General features: G+C 66.5%; 14 protein-coding genes and 1 tRNA gene. 8 read left to right on the top strand and 7 right to left on the bottom strand.

The window, feature by feature from the left end; translation table 11 throughout:
* Positions 1–99: 99 nt before the first annotated feature.
* The gene (locus FHD68_RS01865; RefSeq protein WP_127897922.1) at positions 100–1,632 is read right to left on the bottom strand and encodes an alanine/glycine:cation symporter family protein; all 1,533 of its coding nucleotides are present in this window, start codon (positions 1,630–1,632) and stop codon (positions 100–102) included.
* A gap of 26 nt (positions 1,633–1,658) precedes the next feature.
* Positions 1,659–2,093 carry a universal stress protein gene (locus FHD68_RS01860; RefSeq protein WP_045982732.1) on the bottom strand — a complete coding sequence of 145 codons (435 nt, stop codon included), beginning with the start codon at positions 2,091–2,093 and terminating at the stop codon, positions 1,659–1,661.
* A gap of 355 nt (positions 2,094–2,448) precedes the next feature.
* Between FHD68_RS01860 and FHD68_RS01855 the strand changes: the two genes are divergently transcribed.
* The 7 genes from FHD68_RS01855 (at position 2,449) to FHD68_RS01825 (ending at position 10,715) form a co-directional block, all read left to right on the top strand.
* Positions 2,449–4,011, top strand: coding sequence for a 2-isopropylmalate synthase (locus tag FHD68_RS01855; protein ID WP_127897923.1), 1,563 nt, complete (start codon positions 2,449–2,451; stop codon positions 4,009–4,011).
* A 183-nt stretch (positions 4,012–4,194) separates the two neighbouring features.
* Positions 4,195–5,229, top strand: coding sequence for a rod shape-determining protein (locus FHD68_RS01850; RefSeq protein WP_045982734.1), 1,035 nt, complete (start codon positions 4,195–4,197; stop codon positions 5,227–5,229).
* A gap of 23 nt (positions 5,230–5,252) precedes the next feature.
* Complete coding sequence (gene mreC / locus FHD68_RS01845; protein WP_045982735.1) at positions 5,253–6,191, top strand: rod shape-determining protein MreC; 939 nt, start codon at positions 5,253–5,255, stop codon at positions 6,189–6,191.
* A complete protein-coding gene (locus FHD68_RS01840) occupies positions 6,188–6,709 on the top strand; it encodes a rod shape-determining protein MreD (protein WP_127897924.1) in 522 nt (173 codons plus the stop codon). The genes mreC and FHD68_RS01840 overlap by 4 nt, the downstream gene beginning before the upstream one ends.
* Before the next feature lie 10 nt (positions 6,710–6,719).
* On the top strand, positions 6,720–8,666 hold the full coding sequence (gene mrdA / locus FHD68_RS01835; protein ID WP_127897925.1) for a penicillin-binding protein 2: 1,947 nt from the start codon (positions 6,720–6,722) through the stop codon (positions 8,664–8,666).
* 4 nt (positions 8,667–8,670) lie between these two features.
* Entirely contained in the window at positions 8,671–9,810 is a 1,140-nt protein-coding gene (gene rodA, locus FHD68_RS01830) for a rod shape-determining protein RodA (RefSeq protein ID WP_045982737.1), read from the top strand.
* Complete coding sequence (locus FHD68_RS01825; RefSeq protein ID WP_127897926.1) at positions 9,807–10,715, top strand: 2-hydroxyacid dehydrogenase; 909 nt, start codon at positions 9,807–9,809, stop codon at positions 10,713–10,715. The genes rodA and FHD68_RS01825 overlap by 4 nt, the downstream gene beginning before the upstream one ends.
* On the opposite strand, the gene FHD68_RS01820 is transcribed toward FHD68_RS01825, so the two are convergent.
* The 4 genes from FHD68_RS01820 to folK all read right to left on the bottom strand — a co-directional run bounded on the left by FHD68_RS01820 (position 10,709) and on the right by folK (position 14,571).
* On the bottom strand, positions 10,709–11,368 hold the full coding sequence (locus FHD68_RS01820; RefSeq protein WP_052714835.1) for a DUF2062 domain-containing protein: 660 nt from the start codon (positions 11,366–11,368) through the stop codon (positions 10,709–10,711). The two genes, FHD68_RS01825 and FHD68_RS01820, sit on opposite strands and share 7 nt — an antisense overlap.
* A gap of 37 nt (positions 11,369–11,405) precedes the next feature.
* Complete coding sequence (locus FHD68_RS01815; RefSeq protein WP_127897927.1) at positions 11,406–13,520, bottom strand: RelA/SpoT family protein; 2,115 nt, start codon at positions 13,518–13,520, stop codon at positions 11,406–11,408.
* A gap of 33 nt (positions 13,521–13,553) precedes the next feature.
* A complete protein-coding gene (rpoZ, locus tag FHD68_RS01810; protein ID WP_042245492.1) occupies positions 13,554–13,910 on the bottom strand; it encodes a DNA-directed RNA polymerase subunit omega in 357 nt (118 codons plus the stop codon).
* A gap of 70 nt (positions 13,911–13,980) precedes the next feature.
* Positions 13,981–14,571, bottom strand: coding sequence for a 2-amino-4-hydroxy-6-hydroxymethyldihydropteridine diphosphokinase (gene folK, locus FHD68_RS01805; protein ID WP_164871469.1), 591 nt, complete (start codon positions 14,569–14,571; stop codon positions 13,981–13,983).
* Between the two features lie 108 nt (positions 14,572–14,679).
* On the opposite strand from folK, the gene FHD68_RS01800 reads away from it, so the two are divergent.
* On the top strand, positions 14,680–15,231 hold the full coding sequence (locus FHD68_RS01800; RefSeq protein ID WP_127897928.1) for a LabA-like NYN domain-containing protein: 552 nt from the start codon (positions 14,680–14,682) through the stop codon (positions 15,229–15,231).
* A gap of 49 nt (positions 15,232–15,280) precedes the next feature.
* Here FHD68_RS01800 and FHD68_RS18860 read toward each other — a convergent pair.
* A tRNA-Leu gene (locus FHD68_RS18860) sits at positions 15,281–15,352 on the bottom strand.
* Positions 15,353–15,390 lie beyond the last annotated feature (38 nt).

The raw sequence follows: 15,390 nt of genomic DNA, 5'->3' as shown, positions 1-15,390 counted from the left end.
CGCGGACCGGCGCCGTTTGGCACAGATCGTCCGCGCGGACCACCGCGAATGAAAAGGGGGGCGGTTCCCCGCCCCCTGGTCGCGTCGCTGTCGCGGGCGTTATTCGTACTTGCGGATGTCGCCGGATTTCAGGCGGCCCAGATAGCGGTTCATCTCGGCCTTGACGACGGGCATCAGCAGGTACAGCGCGATGATGTTGGGGATCGCCATCGCAAAGATCATCGCGTCCGAGAAGTCGATGACCGGGCCCAGGCTGGCCGAGGCGCCGATGACCACGAACAGGCAGAAGATGATCTTGAAGATCAGCTCCTTGGTCTGGCCCTCCCCGAAGAGGAAGGTCCAGGCCTTCAGCCCGTAATAGCTCCACGAGATCATGGTCGAGAAGGCGAACAGCACCACCGCCAGCACCAGCACATAGCGGAACCAGCCGAACGCGCTGCTGAAGGCATCCGACGTCAGGGCAACGCCCGTGTTGCCGGTCACGGTGCGGATCTGGTCGCCCGCCTCGTTCAGGACGAACATGCCGGTCGTGGGGTCGGCGATCAGCTGCCCGGTGATGATGATCACCAGCGCGGTCATGGTGCAGATGACGACGGTGTCGATGAACGGCTCCAGCAGCGACACGAAGCCCTCGGTCACCGGCTCCTTGGTACGCACGGCGCTGTGGGCGATCGCGGCGGAACCGATGCCGGCCTCGTTCGAGAAGGCGGCCCGGCGGAAGCCTTGGATCAGGGCCCCGATGGCCCCGCCCACGACGCCGTCATTGGTGAAGGCGCCCGCGAAGATCTGATAGAACGCCTGGCCGATCATGTCATAGTTCATGACGATGATGATCAGCGCCGTCCCGACGTAGAGCGCGGCCATGAAGGGCACGATCTTCTCGGTCACGCTGGCGATGGATTTCAGGCCGCCGACGATGACCAGGAACACGATGATCGCCATCACCACGCCGGTGATCCAGCCGGGATAGTCGCCCACCACGTTGATCAGCTGAGCATGGGCCTGGTTGGCCTGGAACATGTTCCCGCCGCCAAAGCTGCCCAGGATGCAGAAGATCGCGAACAGCACGGCCAGGATGCGCCCGCCCGGCAGGCCGCGTTCGGCGAATCCCTTGACCATGTAGTACATCGGGCCGCCCGACACGGTCCCGTCCGCATATTCATTGCGGTATTTGACGCCAAGCGTGCATTCGGTGAACTTGGCCGCCATGCCCAGAAGACCCGCCAGGATCATCCAGAACGTGGCGCCCGGCCCGCCGATGCTGACGGCCACCGCGACGCCCGCGATGTTGCCCAGGCCCACGGTGCCCGACAGGGCGGTGGTCAGCGCCTGGAAGTGGCTGACCTCTCCGGCGTCGTTCGGATCCGAATAGTCGCCCCGGACCAGGGCTATGGCATGGCCGAAGGCGCGCAGCTGGATCACGCCGAAATAGATGGTGAAGGTCGTGGCCGCGATCACCAGCCAGGCGACGATCCAGGGAAAGCTGGTGCCGGGAAAGTTGGAAAAGATCAGGCTGACGAACCAGCCCGTGGAATTGGCAAAGACCTGGTTCACGGTCTCGTCGATGCCCTGGGCCGCGGCGGGGCCTGCGGCCAGTGCCGCGAGGGCCGCGGCTGTCATGCGTGTTCTCATTGCTCTTGTCCCTGTTGGTTGGCCGGTCACGGCACGATGACCACGGGCACCGGCGCGACCTGCGCCAGCGTCGCCGCGACCGATCCGAAGATGCGCGAGGCAAAGCCCGAATCGCCCATCCGGCCTATGAAGATCATCGCCGCGCCCTCATCCTTGGCGATGCGGCACAGCGTTTCGGCGATGTGGCCGTATCGCAGCGTGGTCGCGCAGGGGATGCCCGCGTCCTCGACCCGCTTGACCATGGGGGTCAGGATGGCGGCTTCGGCGCGCTGCAGCTCCTCCTTGCGGCGGCGGTGTCGTTCCTCGACCTCGCTTGGCGTCAGGAAGCTGTAGGGCGACCATTCCAGAACATGCGCGATCAGGATGTGGTCGCCCTGCGCCTGCGCGCGCGAGATGGCAAAGTCCAAGGCGCGGATCGAGGCATCGCTGCCGTCGAAACCGACGACGATCTTGCGTGACATTCGTTGCCCTCATCTGTTGGTTGTCGTTTTTCGTTGTCGTGATCAAAGGATAGGCAGGCTTGCCGGGCGGGGCCAGACATAAATGTGTCGCTACAATGGCAAAGGTCGGAACTGCCTTGCGGACGGGCGGTGTCGATCAGGGGTTTTCAAGATGCGCGCGGGGGGGCATATTCGCGGCCATGACCCGGATGCGCCACATCGCCACCGCCCGCACCGCGCCCCACGGCGCGCGTCTGGCCGTGCAGCTTCGCGGTCTGCTGCTTCTTACGCTGCGCTGAGCGGGTCTTCCGGGCCGCCGCTCAGACAGGTCAGCGCCCGGGAAACCCCACAGGACCACGTAAGAAGGACCAAGCCAATGACCGAACAGAACCGCGTCGTGATCTTTGACACCACGCTGCGCGACGGCGAACAGTCGCCCGGCGCCACCATGTCCCATGCCGAAAAGATGGAAATCGCCGCCATGCTGGACGAGATGGGCGTGGACGTGATCGAGGCCGGATTTCCCATCGCCTCGGAAGGCGACTTTGCCGCCGTGTCCGAGATCGCGAAACAGTCGAAAAACAGCGTGATCTGCGGTCTGGCCCGCGCCCAGCTGCCCGATATCGACCGCTGCTGGGAGGCCGTGAAGCATGCCCGGCAGCCGCGCATCCACACCTTCATCGGCACCTCGCCGCTGCACCGGGCGATCCCGAACCTGGACATGGACCAGATGGCAGACCGCATCCACCAGACGGTGACCCATGCGCGCAACCTGTGCGACAACGTGCAATGGTCGCCCATGGACGCCACCCGGACCGAGCATGATTATCTGTGCCGGGTGGTGGAAATCGCCATCAAGGCCGGCGCCACCACGATCAACATCCCCGACACGGTGGGCTATACCGCGCCGCGCGAAAGCGCCGCCCTGATCGCAATGCTGCTGGAGCGCGTGCCCGGCGCGGACCAGATCATCTTTGCCACGCATTGCCACAACGACCTGGGCATGGCGACCGCCAACGCCCTGGCCGCGGTCGAGGCCGGTGCCCGCCAGATCGAATGCACGATCAACGGTCTTGGCGAACGCGCCGGCAACACCGCGCTGGAGGAGGTGGTGATGGCGATGCGGGTCCGCAACGACATCATGCCGTTCCGCACGGGCATCGACACGACCAAGATCATGGGCATCTCGCGTCGCGTGGCGGCCGTGTCGGGCTTTCCGGTGCAGTTCAACAAGGCCATCGTCGGCAAGAACGCCTTCCTGCACGAATCCGGCATCCATCAGGACGGCGTGCTGAAGAACGTCGAGACCTTCGAGATCATGCGCCCTGCCGATATCGGCCTGACCGAGAACAACATCGCCATGGGCAAGCATTCGGGCCGCGCCGCGCTGCGCGCCAAGCTGGCCGATCTGGGATACGAGGTCGGGGACAACCAGCTGAAGGACATTTTCGTGCGGTTCAAGGCCTTGGCCGACCGCAAGAAGGAGGTCTATGACGACGACATCGTGGCCCTTGTCCTGGACGCCGCCGCCAACACGGCCGAGGATCACCTGCAGGTCAAGCACCTGCGCGTCGTCTGCGGCAGCGACGGCCAGTCCGCAGCCCTGACCATGATCGTGGACGGGGTCGAGAAGAGGGCCGAGACGACCGGCGACGGTCCGGTCGATGCATGCTTCAATGCGGTGCGGGAAATCTTTCCGCACGACGCGCGGCTGCAGCTGTACCAGGTCCATGCCGTGACCGAGGGCACCGATGCGCAGGCCACCGTCAGCGTCCGCATGGAGGAGGAGGGCCGCATCGTCACCGGCCAGGCCGCCGATACGGACACGATCCTGGCCTCGGTCAAGGCCTATGTGGGGGCGCTGAACCGGCTGATTCTGCGCCGCGCGATGACCGGTCGCGACACTGACGCCAAGCAGATCAGCATGTATTCGCACTGAGGCGCGGGGGGCATCGTGTCCCCCCGGCACCACCCCCGCGAGAAATGCCGCTGTCGGCCCAATGCGCGCATCGGGGCTTTTCCGGTGCGGCGCGCGGCTCTATACGGGGCCACGTCCGTCAGGGCGATCACGCACCATCAAAACAGGGCAGGCCGGGCCAACCGGCGGGAAAAGGATACGGGCATGGCATTCGGCGGTTTGTTTTCGACCGACATCGCAATCGACCTGGGGACGGCGAACACGCTGATCTATGTCAAGGGCAAGGGCATCATCCTGAACGAGCCCTCGGTCGTGGCCTATCACGTCAAGGACGGCAAGCGCGTCGTCCTGGCGGTCGGAGAGGACGCCAAGCTGATGCTGGGCCGCACGCCGGGAAGTATCGAGGCCATCCGCCCGATGCGCGAGGGCGTCATCGCTGATTTCGACAGCGCCGAGCAGATGATCAAGCATTTCATCAAGAAGGTGTTCAAGCGCACGACCTTCTCCAAACCCAAGATCATCGTCTGCGTCCCGCACGGCGCGACCCCGGTCGAGAAACGCGCCATCCGCCAGTCGGTCCTGTCCGCGGGCGCGCGCAAGGCGGGCCTGATCGCCGAACCGATCGCGGCGGCCATCGGCGCGGGCATGCCCATCACCGAACCCACCGGCAGCATGGTCGTGGACATCGGCGGCGGCACGACCGAGGTCGCGGTCCTGTCCCTGGGCGACGTGGTCTATGCGCGCTCGGTGCGCATCGGCGGCGACCGCATGGACGAGGCGATCATCAACTATCTGCGCCGCAACCAGAACATGCTAATCGGGGAATCGACCGCCGAACGCATCAAGACCAGCATCGGCACCGCCCGCATGCCCGATGACGGGCGCGGCGCGACCCTGATGGTGCGCGGCCGCGACCTGCTGAACGGCATCCCCAAGGAGATCGAGATCAGCCAGGCCATGGTCGCCGAGGCGCTGTCCGAGCCCGTCCAGGCCATCTGCGAGGCCGTGATGGTCGCGCTGGAGGCGACGCCCCCGGATCTGGCCGCCGACATCGTCGATCGCGGCGTGATGCTGACCGGCGGCGGCGCCATGCTGGGTGAGCTGGACCTGGCGCTGCGCGAGCAGACCGGCCTGTCGATCAGCCTGGCCGACCAGCCGATGAGCTGCGTGGCCCTGGGCACCGGCAAGGCGCTGGAGTTCGAAAAGCAGCTGCGTCACGTCATCGACTACGACAGCTGATCGCGCAGGCAGGGAGCGCCTGAATGGCGCAGAAGAGCACCGATTTCGCCACACCCGTGCGCCGCGTCCTGATCGCGGTGCTGGCGCTTGCGCTGCTGGCGGTGTTCCTGTTCTGGCGCATCGACAGCCCGCGGGCCGAGATGATGCGCACGGCGATGATCGACCGCATCGTGCCGCGGTTCGAATGGGCCGTGGCCCCGGTGACCAAGGTTACCCAGATGGTCGCGGGCTTTCAAAGCTATGCGCGCATCTATGAGCAGAACCAGGAATTGCGCCGCGAATTGCAGCGCATGTCCGCCTGGCGCGAGGCCGCCGTCCAGCTGGAGCAGGAGAACTCCAAGCTGATGGCGCAGAACAACGTCCGCATCGATCCGGCCCTGACCAGCGTCACGGGCGTGGTGATGGTCGACAGCGGTTCGGCTTTCCGCCAGTCGGTGCTGCTGAACGTCGGCGCTCAGGACGGGATCATCGAGGGCTGGGCCACCATGGACGGGCTGGGGCTGGTCGGGCGCATTTCCGGCGTTGGGAACCGGACCAGCCGCGTCGTGCTGTTGACGGACCCGTCGTCGCGGTTGCCGGTGACGGTCCAGCCGACCGGCGAACGGGCGCTGTTGACGGGCGACAACACGCCGCTGCCGCTGCTGGAATTCGTCGAGCAGGCCGATAACGTCCGTCCCGGCGACCGGGTCGTGACCTCGGGCGACGGGGGCGTCTTTCCCGCCGGGGTGCTGGTGGGCCAGGTCGCGCAGGGCAGCGACGGGCGGCTGCGCCTGCGCATGGCGGCCGATTACGAACGCCTGGAGTTCCTGCGCGTCCTGCGATCGCATCCGGCCGAGGCGGTGGTCGACAGCGCCGCCATCATCTTGGGCCAGGACAGCGGGTTGATCGGGCCGCAGCTGCCGGCCTCTCCGGTCGACGCGGCGGCGGCCAGCGATCCGCTGGACCCGGGTTCCACGCCATGATCCAGCTGCCCAGCCGCAGCTTCGCCCTGGGAACGCTGGTGTTTCTGGCCTCGGTCTGGGCGCTGCTGTTCGTGCGGCTGCTGCCCCTGTCGGCGGGCATCATGGGCTGGCCCGGCCCCGACCTGGCGCTGGCGCTTATTCTGGCCTGGGTGCTGCGCCGCCCCGACCAGCTGGCCGCGCCGGTCATCGTGCTGGCCATCCTGGTCGAGGACGTGCTGCTGATGCGCCCCCTGGGCCTGTGGACCGCCATCGTGCTGCTGGGATCCGAGGCCGCACGTCTGCGAGAGCCCCGTTGGCGCGATCAGCCATTCATGGTTGAATGGTTCCGCGTGGGCGTGCTGATCGGGCTGATGATGCTGGGCTATCGCCTGGTGCAGGTCGTGTTCGTGCTGCAGGTGCCGGCCCTGGGGCAGGTGATCCTGCAGTTTCTGGCGACGGTGGCGGCCTATCCGCTGGTCGTCTTCGGGGCACGCTGGCTGATCGGGCTGCGCCGCCTTGGCCGCGGCGATCCGACATGAGGACAAGGGCATGAAGAAGTCCCAACGCGAGATCCTGGACAGCTCCCGCCAGATCACCCGGCGCGGGCTGATGCTGGCCGGCATCCAGGTGGCCACCGTCACCACGCTGGCGCTGAAGATGCGGTCGATGCAGCTGGACCATGCCGAGGAATACCGCACGCTGGCGGACGGCAACTCGATCAAAATCCGGCTGCTGCCGCCGTCGCGCGGGCTGATCCTGGACCGCAACGGGATCATCATCGCGGGGAACGAACAGAACTATCGCGTCACCCTGACGCGCGAGGAGGCGGGCGGCGACGTCCAGGCCGTGCTGCGCCGCCTGTCGCGGCTGGTGCCAATGACCGACGCCCGCATGGCCGAGCTGATGGAGGAGTTTTCCCGCCGCAGTGCCATCACCCCCATCGTGCTGGCCGACCGCCTGACCTGGGAGCAGTTCAGCGCCATCGCGGTCAACGCCCCGTCGCTGCCCGGCGTCACGCCCGAATCGGCGCTGTCGCGCGCCTATCCGCGGGCGGGCGATTTCGCGCATGTCATGGGCTATGTCGGCCCCGTCAGCGATTACGACCTGTCGCGGATCGAGGACCCTGACCCGGTCCTGCTGCTGCCGGACTTTCAGCTGGGCAAGATCGGCGTCGAGGGCCGCATGGAGGAGATCCTGCGTGGCAAGGCGGGCGCCCGCCGCGTCGAGGTCAACGCCCAAGGCCGCGAGATGCGCCAGCTGTCGCGCCAGCAGGGCGAACAGGGGGCCACGCTGCAGCTGACGCTGGATGCCGCCTTGCAGAACTATGCCGCGCAGCGGATGGGCACCGAAAGCGCCGCCGCCGTCATCACCGACTGCCAGACCGGAGAGCTGCTGACGATCTGTTCGTCGCCCAGCTTCGATCCCAACAAGTTCGTGCGCGGCATCAGCAGCCCCGAATACCGCGCGCTGATGGATCACGACCACCGCCCCCTGGCCGACAAGACGGTGCAGGGCGTCTATCCGCCCGGATCGACCTTCAAGATGGTCACCCTGATGGCCGGGCTGGAGGCCGGGGTGATCGATGCGGGCACCCGGTTCTATTGTCCGGGCTACACCGAACTGGGCGGCCGGCGGTTCCACTGCTGGCGGCGCGGCGGGCATGGCACCGTCGATGCGATCAAGAGCCTCGAGGAAAGCTGCGACGTCTACTACTACGAACTGGCGCAGCGGGTGGGCATCGACCGGATCGCGATCATGGCGCGCAAGCTTGGCTTGGGCCAGCGCCACGACCTGCCCATGTCGGCGGTGGCCGAAGGGATCGCCCCCGACCGCGAATGGAAGATGGCCCGCCACGGCCAGGCCTGGCAGATCGGCGACAGCCTGAACGCCTCGATCGGGCAGGGCTTCGTGCTGGCGTCGCCGCTGCAGCTGGCGGTGATGACCGCCCGCATCGCGTCGGGCCGCGAGGTTCGGCCCCAGCTGATCCGGTCCGTCGACGGCGTGCGGCAGGCGCCGCCCGAATACCCGCCGCTGGACATCAGCCCGGAATCGCTGCGCGTCGCGCGGCTTGGCATGGACGCGGTGATGAACAGCGCCCGCGGCACCGCCCGCGGCGCCCGCATCACGCGCGAGGAATGGCGCATGGCCGGCAAGACCGGCACCAGCCAGGTCCGCAACATCACCGCCGCCGAACGCGCGCGCGGCGTCATCTCGAACGAGCAGCTGCCCTGGGCGCGGCGCGACCATGCGCTGTTCGTGGCCTATGCCCCCTATGATGCGCCGAAATACGCGATCTCGGTGGTGGTCGAACATGGCGGCGGCGGATCGGCCGTGGCCGCGCCCATCGCGCGCGACATCCTGCTGTTCGCGCTGAACGGCGGGCTGCCGCCCGTGGACGCCGTGCCCTCGGATCAGCGCGCCGCGCTGGAGGAGCGTCACAACGCCATGCACCTTTACCAGCCCGAGGCCCCGCGCCCCGGCCGCAGCAGGGCGTAAGGCGATGTCCTATCTCGACTATCAGGTGGCGCAGGTTCCGACGGGGTTCCGCAAGGTCCTCTACATCAACTGGCCGCTGGTCCTGCTGATCACCGCCGTGTGCTGCATCGGGTTCCTGATGCTGTATTCGGTCGCGGGCGGCCGCATGGACACCTGGGCGGAACCGCAGATGATCCGCTTTGCCGTGGGCATGGTGATCATGCTGGGGCTGGCCTTCGTGCCGATGTGGTTCTGGCGCGGCATCTCTGTCGCCGCCTATGTGATGTGCTTCCTGATGCTGGTCGCGGTCGACCTGTTCGGGGTCATCGGCATGGGCGCACAGCGATGGATCGACATCGGCCCGATCCGAATCCAGCCGTCCGAACTGATGAAGATCGCGCTGGTCCTGCTGCTGGCGGCCTATTACGACTGGCTGCCGCTGAACCGCGTGTCGCGTCCCTTGTGGGTGATCGTGCCGGTGGTGCTGATCCTGGCGCCGACCGCGCTGGTCCTGATGCAGCCGGATCTTGGCACGTCGATCATGCTGATCGCGGGGGGCGGGATCGTGATGTTCGCGGCGGGTGTGTCACTGTGGTATTTCGGGGCGGTGATCGGCGCCGCGGTGGGCCTGGTCGTGGCCGTCATGCGCAGCCGCGGAACGGACTGGCAGCTGCTGCGCGACTATCAGTTCCGCCGGATCGACACCTTTCTGGACCCGACCTCCGACCCGTTGGGGGCCGGCTACAACATCATCCAGAGCCAGATCGCGCTTGGTTCGGGCGGGTTGTCGGGGCGCGGCTTCATGCAGGGCACGCAGTCGCGGCTGAACTTCCTGCCCGAAAAGCACACCGACTTCATCTTCACCGTCCTGTCCGAAGAGTTCGGCTTCATCGGCGCGTCGTCGCTGCTGGTGCTGTACATGCTGATCCTGGGCTTCTGCCTGTATTCCGCACTCAGCAACCGCGACCGCTTTGCCAGCCTGATCACCATCGGCATCAGCGCGACCTTCTTTCTGTACTTCTCGATCAACATGGCGACGGTGATGGGCCTGCTGCCCGCCAAGGGGTCGCCGCTGCCGCTGGTCAGCTATGGGGGGACGTCGCTGATGATCCTGATGCTGGGATTTGGTCTGGTGCAATCCGCCCATGTCCACAGGCCCCGATGAGGGTCCGGTTCTCTGCCCGCGACGATGCGTGGTCCGATTGGGCCCCGGCCCTGCGCGCGGCCTGCCCCGAGATGCATCTGGACCGCGACGGCGATCCGGCCACGTTCGATGCGATCATCTACGCCCCGGGCGGCGACATCACCGATTTCGCGCCCTACGCCAATGTCCGGCTGGTGCAGAGCCTGTGGGCCGGGGTCGAACGCATCGTGGGCAACGCCACGCTGACCCAGCCCTTGGCGCGGATGGTCGATCCTGGATTGCGCCAGGGGATGGCCGAATATTGCGCAGGATGGGCCATGCGTGCCCATCTGGGCATGGACCGCTATGCCCAGGACGGCATCTGGCGCAACGGGCAGATCCCGCCGCTGGCCGCCGAACGCCCGGTGACCGTCCTGGGCATGGGCGAACTGGGACAGGCCGCCGCCGCCATGCTGACCGCCCTGGGCTTTCCGGTCACCGGGGTCAGCGCCTCGGGGCGGGCGGTGCCGGGGGTTTCGGTGCTGCCCATCGCGCAGCTGGACCAGGCCCTGGCCCGCGCGCAGATTCTGGTCTGCCTGCTGCCCGACACGCCCGCCACCCGCGGGCTGCTGGATGCGGACCGCCTGTCGCGCCTGCTTGACGGCGCCTGGCTGATCAATCCGGGACGTGGCACGCTGATCGATGACGAGGCGCTGTTGCGGGGGCTGGACCGGGGGCGGCCGGGGCACGCGGTGCTGGACGTGTTCCGCACCGAACCGCTGCCCCAGGATCACCCGTTCTGGGCCCATCCCGCGGTCACCGTCACGCCCCATATCGCCGCCGAGACCCGCCCTGCGACCGCCGCCCCCGTCGTCGCCCAGAACCTGCGTCGCGCGATGGCGGGACGGCCGCTGCTGCATCTAGTGGACCGCGACCGCGGTTACTGACCCGGACCGCCCTTGGCCCGATCCGCCTTCAGCTGTGCCGCGCGGGCCGAGGCGCGGGCGATGCGCTCTGCCATCTTCTTCTCGCGGCGGCGCTGATAGGCGATGAAGATCGGCACGGTCAGGTAATGCGTGATGACCCCCGCGACGGACCCCAGGATGACGCCGCCAACCATGTAGGGCCAGAATACCTGCGCCAGAAAGTCGCTGAGGTTGTACCAGTGCATCTCGGACGGGCCGAACAGGGCGCTGAGGTTGTGCCACAGCTCTCCGGTGGCCTTCGAGAATTCGTGGAAGATGAACTGGGGCGTCAGCTCGCCCTCCTGGCCCAGGATCTCGCGGCCCAGCTTGACCGACATCAGCGCGATGAAGGGCAGGGTCACCGGATTGCCCACGAAGGTCGCCAACAGCGCGGCCAGCACGTTGCCGCGGATGATCCAGGCCACCGCCGCCGCCGACAGGAAGTGGAACCCGAACAGCGGCGTGAAATTCACCATGATCCCCGCCGCGACCCCGCGCGCGATGCGATGCGGCTGGTCGGGCAGGCGGCGCAGCCTGTGGGCCACGTAGGCGCTGGCCCGCCGCCAGCCGCCCGGCGGATAGATCATCTGGCTGGCCAGTTGGCCGTAGCTGCGCGGTTTGCGGCGTTTGAACAAGGCGAACCCGATCCGTGACGGGCAGGGGGCGCCTGCCTCAGGGTTTCAGCGCCGGGTCCCGCACGCGCGAGACCTGCGCGACATCACTTTCCGCCTCGAGGGCAGTCAGCAGGTTGTGCAGATGTTCATGGTCGCGCAGTTCGACCTCGACCTCGATGCGGTAGAAGTCGGGCTTGCGGGCGATGAACTCCAGGTTCGAGATATTCGCCCCCTGCGCCCCGATCAAGGTGCAGATGCGTCCCAGCACGCCTGCGTCGTGGCGGATCGTCAAATTGAGCACGGTCGAATAGGCGGCGGGGTGGCGCCCCTCGCGCCATTGCAGGTCGACCCACCGGTCGGGGCTATCCTCGAACTCGGCCAGCACAGGACAGTCGATGGCGTGGATGACCACGCCGGCGCCGCGATAGGTGATGCCCACGATCCGCTCGCCGGGCAGGGGGGCGCAGCAGGGCGCGCGCTTGAAGTTCGCGTCGGCCTCCAGCCCCGCGAAGGGGCGCTTGCCGTCGATCTCGTCCTGGTGGTCGGCCAGCTCCGGATAGAGGACGCCAAGGACCTCCTTGGCGGAATTCTCGGCGCTGCCGATGCGGGCCAGCAGATCCTCGGCCGAGGGCAGGCCCATCTGCTTGGCCGCCGTCCGCAGCGCCTTGTCGGTGACCTTGCGGCCCACATGCTCGAAGCTGACGCGCACCAGTTCGCGCCCCAGGCGCATGAAGCGGTCGCGGTCCTCCTCGCGCAAGCTGCGCCGGATCGCGGCCTTGGCGCGGCCCGTGACCACGATGTCCAGCCAGGTCGCCTGCGGGCGCTGCCCCGAGGCAGAGATGATGTCGACCGACTGCCCGTTCTTCAGCCGCGTCCACAGGGGCACGCGGATGCCGTCGATCTTGGCGCCGACGCAGGAATTGCCCAACCGGGTGTGGATCGCATAGGCGAAGTCGATCGGCGTCGCGCCCCGCGGCAGCTGCATCACGTCGCCCTTGGGGGTGAAGCAGAACACCTGGTCCTGGTACATCTCCATCTTGACGTGTTCCAGGAACTCGTTGTGGTCCTCGGTGTCGAACCGGTCGGTCAGCTGGGCAATCCATTCGGCCGGATCGACCGCAAAGGGGTTCCGGGTGCGCACGCCGTCGCGATAGGCCCAATGCGCCGCGACGCCGGCCTCGGCGACCTCGTGCATCTGGCGGGTGCGGATCTGCACCTCGACCCGCTTGCCGTCGCGACCGGAGACCGTGGTGTGGATCGAGCGGTATCCGTTTGATTTCGGCTGGCTGATGTAATCCTTAAACCGCCCCGGAACCGCGCGCCAGCGATGGTGGATCACGCCAAGCGCGCGATAGCAATCCATCTCCGTCCGCGTGATGATCCGAAAGCCGTAGATGTCGGACAGCCGCGAAAAAGCCAGCTGCTTTTCCTGCATCTTGCGCCAGACGCTGAAGGGCTTCTTGGCGCGGCCGAACACGTCGGCCTCGATGCCCTCCTTCTCCATCTCGGTGCGGATGTCAGCTGTGATCTGGCCGATGATGTCGCCGCTGTCGCGCTGCAGGCTGACAAAACGGCGGATGATTGAACTGCGCGCCTCGGGGTTGATGACCTTGAAGGCCAGGTCCTCCAGCTCCTCGCGCATCCACTGCATGCCCATCCGGCCCGCCAGGGGGGCATAGATGTCCATCGTCTCGCGCGCCTTTTTGACCTGCTTGTCGGGGCGCATGGACCGGATGGTACGCATGTTGTGTAGCCGGTCGGCCAGCTTGACAAGGATGACTCGCATGTCGCGCGACATGGCCATGAACAGCTTGCGAAAGTTCTCGGCCTGCTTGGACTGGGTGCTGGACAGTTCCAGATTGGTCAGCTTGGTGACCCCGTCGACCAGTTCGGCGATCTCGGCGCCGAACATGCCGACGACTTCGTCCTTGGTCGATCGCGTGTCCTCGATCGTGTCGTGCAGCAGCGCGGTCACGATGGTCGCGTCGTCCAGCCGCATCTCGGTCAGGATGGCGGCGACGGCGATGGGATGGGTAAAGTAGGACTCGCCGGAATGGCGGAACTGGCCCTCGTGCATGCGCATGCCGTATTCATAGGCATCGCGGATCAGGGTGCAGTTGCTGCGCGGGTTGTAGTTGCGGACAAGGGCCAGCAGGTCTTCGACGTCGATCATAATGGTGTCGAAGACCTCTGCAGTGTGACCGTGTCAGGCGCGCTGGTTGGCTTCCAGCATCATGCGCAGCATCCGTTCCTCGGATTCCTCGTCGGACGGCTTGGGGCGATCGACCTCGGCGCCCAGCAGCAGGGCCATGGCGTCCTCCTCGGGCTCGTCAACCTCGATCTGGGTCTGGGTCGATTCGATCATCCGCTCGCGCAGATCGTCGACGGGCTGGGTCTCTTCGGCGATTTCGCGCAGGGCGACCACCGGGTTCTTGTCGTTGTCGCGATCGACGGTGGGGGCGCTGCCAGCCGCGATCTCTCGGGCGCGATGCGAGGCGAGCATCACCAGATCAAAGCGGTTGGGAACCTTGTCGACGCAGTCTTCGACCGTTACGCGGGCCATGGATCACCTGTGCAGTTGCGAATCGGACATTCGGGGCGAACCGGACTGATGGTCGGCTTGGTGCCGATTGTCAAGGAAAACCTGGGAATTCGGCCGGCGTCATTCCGTCCAATGCGCCGGGTCCAAGCGCTTTCAGCATCGCCGCGACGCTGAGCCCGGTCAGGGGGTGACGCCAGTCCGGCGCGATCTCCGCCAGGGGGGCAAGAACGAAAGCGCGGTCCTGCATCCGCGGGTGGGGCAGGATCAGCCGGTCGGGCGTCTGCACCGCCTGGCGGTCGGGGGGCAGGTTCATCCAGGTCCGCAGATGGTTCGAATCAGGTTCGATCCGGTCATCCAAAGCGATCAGGTCCAGGTCCAGCACGCGCGCCGACCAACGGCCCATGCTGCGGTTGCGCCCGTGGTCAGCCTCGATCCGGTGCAGCGTTTCCAGGACGTGCGGTGCATCCAGCGACGTGGCAATCAGCGCCACCGCATTGGCAAACTCGGGCCCCGATCCCGCAGGCATGGCGGGAGTCCGCCAGATGCGGCTGATCGCGGTGATTGAAATGCCCGGGGCGCTGTGCAGAATGCCCATCGTCGTGCACAGGGTCGTTACGGGGTCCTGATCCGACAGGGGAAGGTTGGCCCCAAAAGCAACGATACCAAAAGATAGGTTAACCACGCTTTCCTCTTTCCTTACAGGTCCATGGCATGGGCCCGCGCATTTCAGGTCCCTCACCCTGGCCCGCGCTTGTGCCGTGAAGGACCGGGTTCATCAAAGGCAACATCCATGTTTTACAAAGACGACCGATTGGCAATCTTCATAGACGGGGCCAATCTTTATGCTGCCGCGAAGGCATTGGGCTTTGATATCGACTATAAGCTGCTGCGCCAGGAATTCGATCGCCGCGGTAAGCTGATGCGTGCCTATTACTACACCGCCCTGATCGAGGGCGAGGAATATTCCCCCATCCGTCCGCTGGTGGACTGGCTGCATTACAACGGTTTCTGCGTCGTGACTAAGCCGGCGCGCGAATACACCGACGCCCAGGGCCGCCGCAAGGTCAAGGGCAACATGGACATCGAGCTGACCGTCGATGCGATGGAACTTGCCCCGCGGATGGATCACGCGGTCCTGTTCTCTGGCGACGGCGATTTCCGGCCGCTGGTCGAATCGCTTCAGCGTCAGGGGGTCCGGGTGTCGGTCGTGTCCACGATCCGCAGCCAGCCACCGATGATCGCCGACGACCTGCGCCGCCAGGCCGACAACTTCATCGAACTGGACGCGCTGCGCGACATCATTGGCCGCCCGCCGCGCGACCCGGCTCAAGTCGAGACTTAATCCCGCGTGCACCGGGGCCTGACAGCGCCGGTGCCGCATGACGCGATGATGGTGCGGACGGCGGGACTTGAACCCGCACTTCCGTTCGGAAAACAGATTTTCGTACCACTTCGACTTTCGCCGCCGGGGGTGCGATGCCCCGTTCGTGGTCTGGACTAT

The organism is Paracoccus marcusii, from assembly GCF_006151785.1.
GTDB lineage: Bacteria > Pseudomonadota > Alphaproteobacteria > Rhodobacterales > Rhodobacteraceae > Paracoccus > Paracoccus marcusii.
The sequence above is the reverse complement of the archived record's forward strand: the minus strand, read 5'-3'. Positions and strand labels throughout refer to the sequence as shown.

Bases quoted from the DNA above. Each gene is read 5' to 3' on its own strand.
- FHD68_RS01825 (WP_127897926.1), top strand. From the start codon at position 9,807: ATGAGGGTCCGGTTCTCTGCCCGCGACGATGCGTGGTCCGATTGGGCC.
- FHD68_RS01850 (WP_045982734.1), top strand. From the start codon at position 4,195: ATGGCATTCGGCGGTTTGTTTTCGACCGACATCGCAATCGACCTGGGG.
- FHD68_RS01840 (WP_127897924.1), top strand. From the start codon at position 6,188: ATGATCCAGCTGCCCAGCCGCAGCTTCGCCCTGGGAACGCTGGTGTTT.
- FHD68_RS01815 (WP_127897927.1), bottom strand. From the start codon at position 13,520: ATGATCGACGTCGAAGACCTGCTGGCCCTTGTCCGCAACTACAACCCG.
- rpoZ (WP_042245492.1), bottom strand. From the start codon at position 13,910: ATGGCCCGCGTAACGGTCGAAGACTGCGTCGACAAGGTTCCCAACCGC.
- FHD68_RS01800 (WP_127897928.1), top strand. From the start codon at position 14,680: ATGTTTTACAAAGACGACCGATTGGCAATCTTCATAGACGGGGCCAAT.
- mreC (WP_045982735.1), top strand. From the start codon at position 5,253: ATGGCGCAGAAGAGCACCGATTTCGCCACACCCGTGCGCCGCGTCCTG.
- FHD68_RS01855 (WP_127897923.1), top strand. From the start codon at position 2,449: ATGACCGAACAGAACCGCGTCGTGATCTTTGACACCACGCTGCGCGAC.
- rodA (WP_045982737.1), top strand. From the start codon at position 8,671: ATGTCCTATCTCGACTATCAGGTGGCGCAGGTTCCGACGGGGTTCCGC.
- FHD68_RS01860 (WP_045982732.1), bottom strand. From the start codon at position 2,093: ATGTCACGCAAGATCGTCGTCGGTTTCGACGGCAGCGATGCCTCGATC.
- FHD68_RS01865 (WP_127897922.1), bottom strand. From the start codon at position 1,632: ATGAGAACACGCATGACAGCCGCGGCCCTCGCGGCACTGGCCGCAGGC.
- mrdA (WP_127897925.1), top strand. From the start codon at position 6,720: ATGAAGAAGTCCCAACGCGAGATCCTGGACAGCTCCCGCCAGATCACC.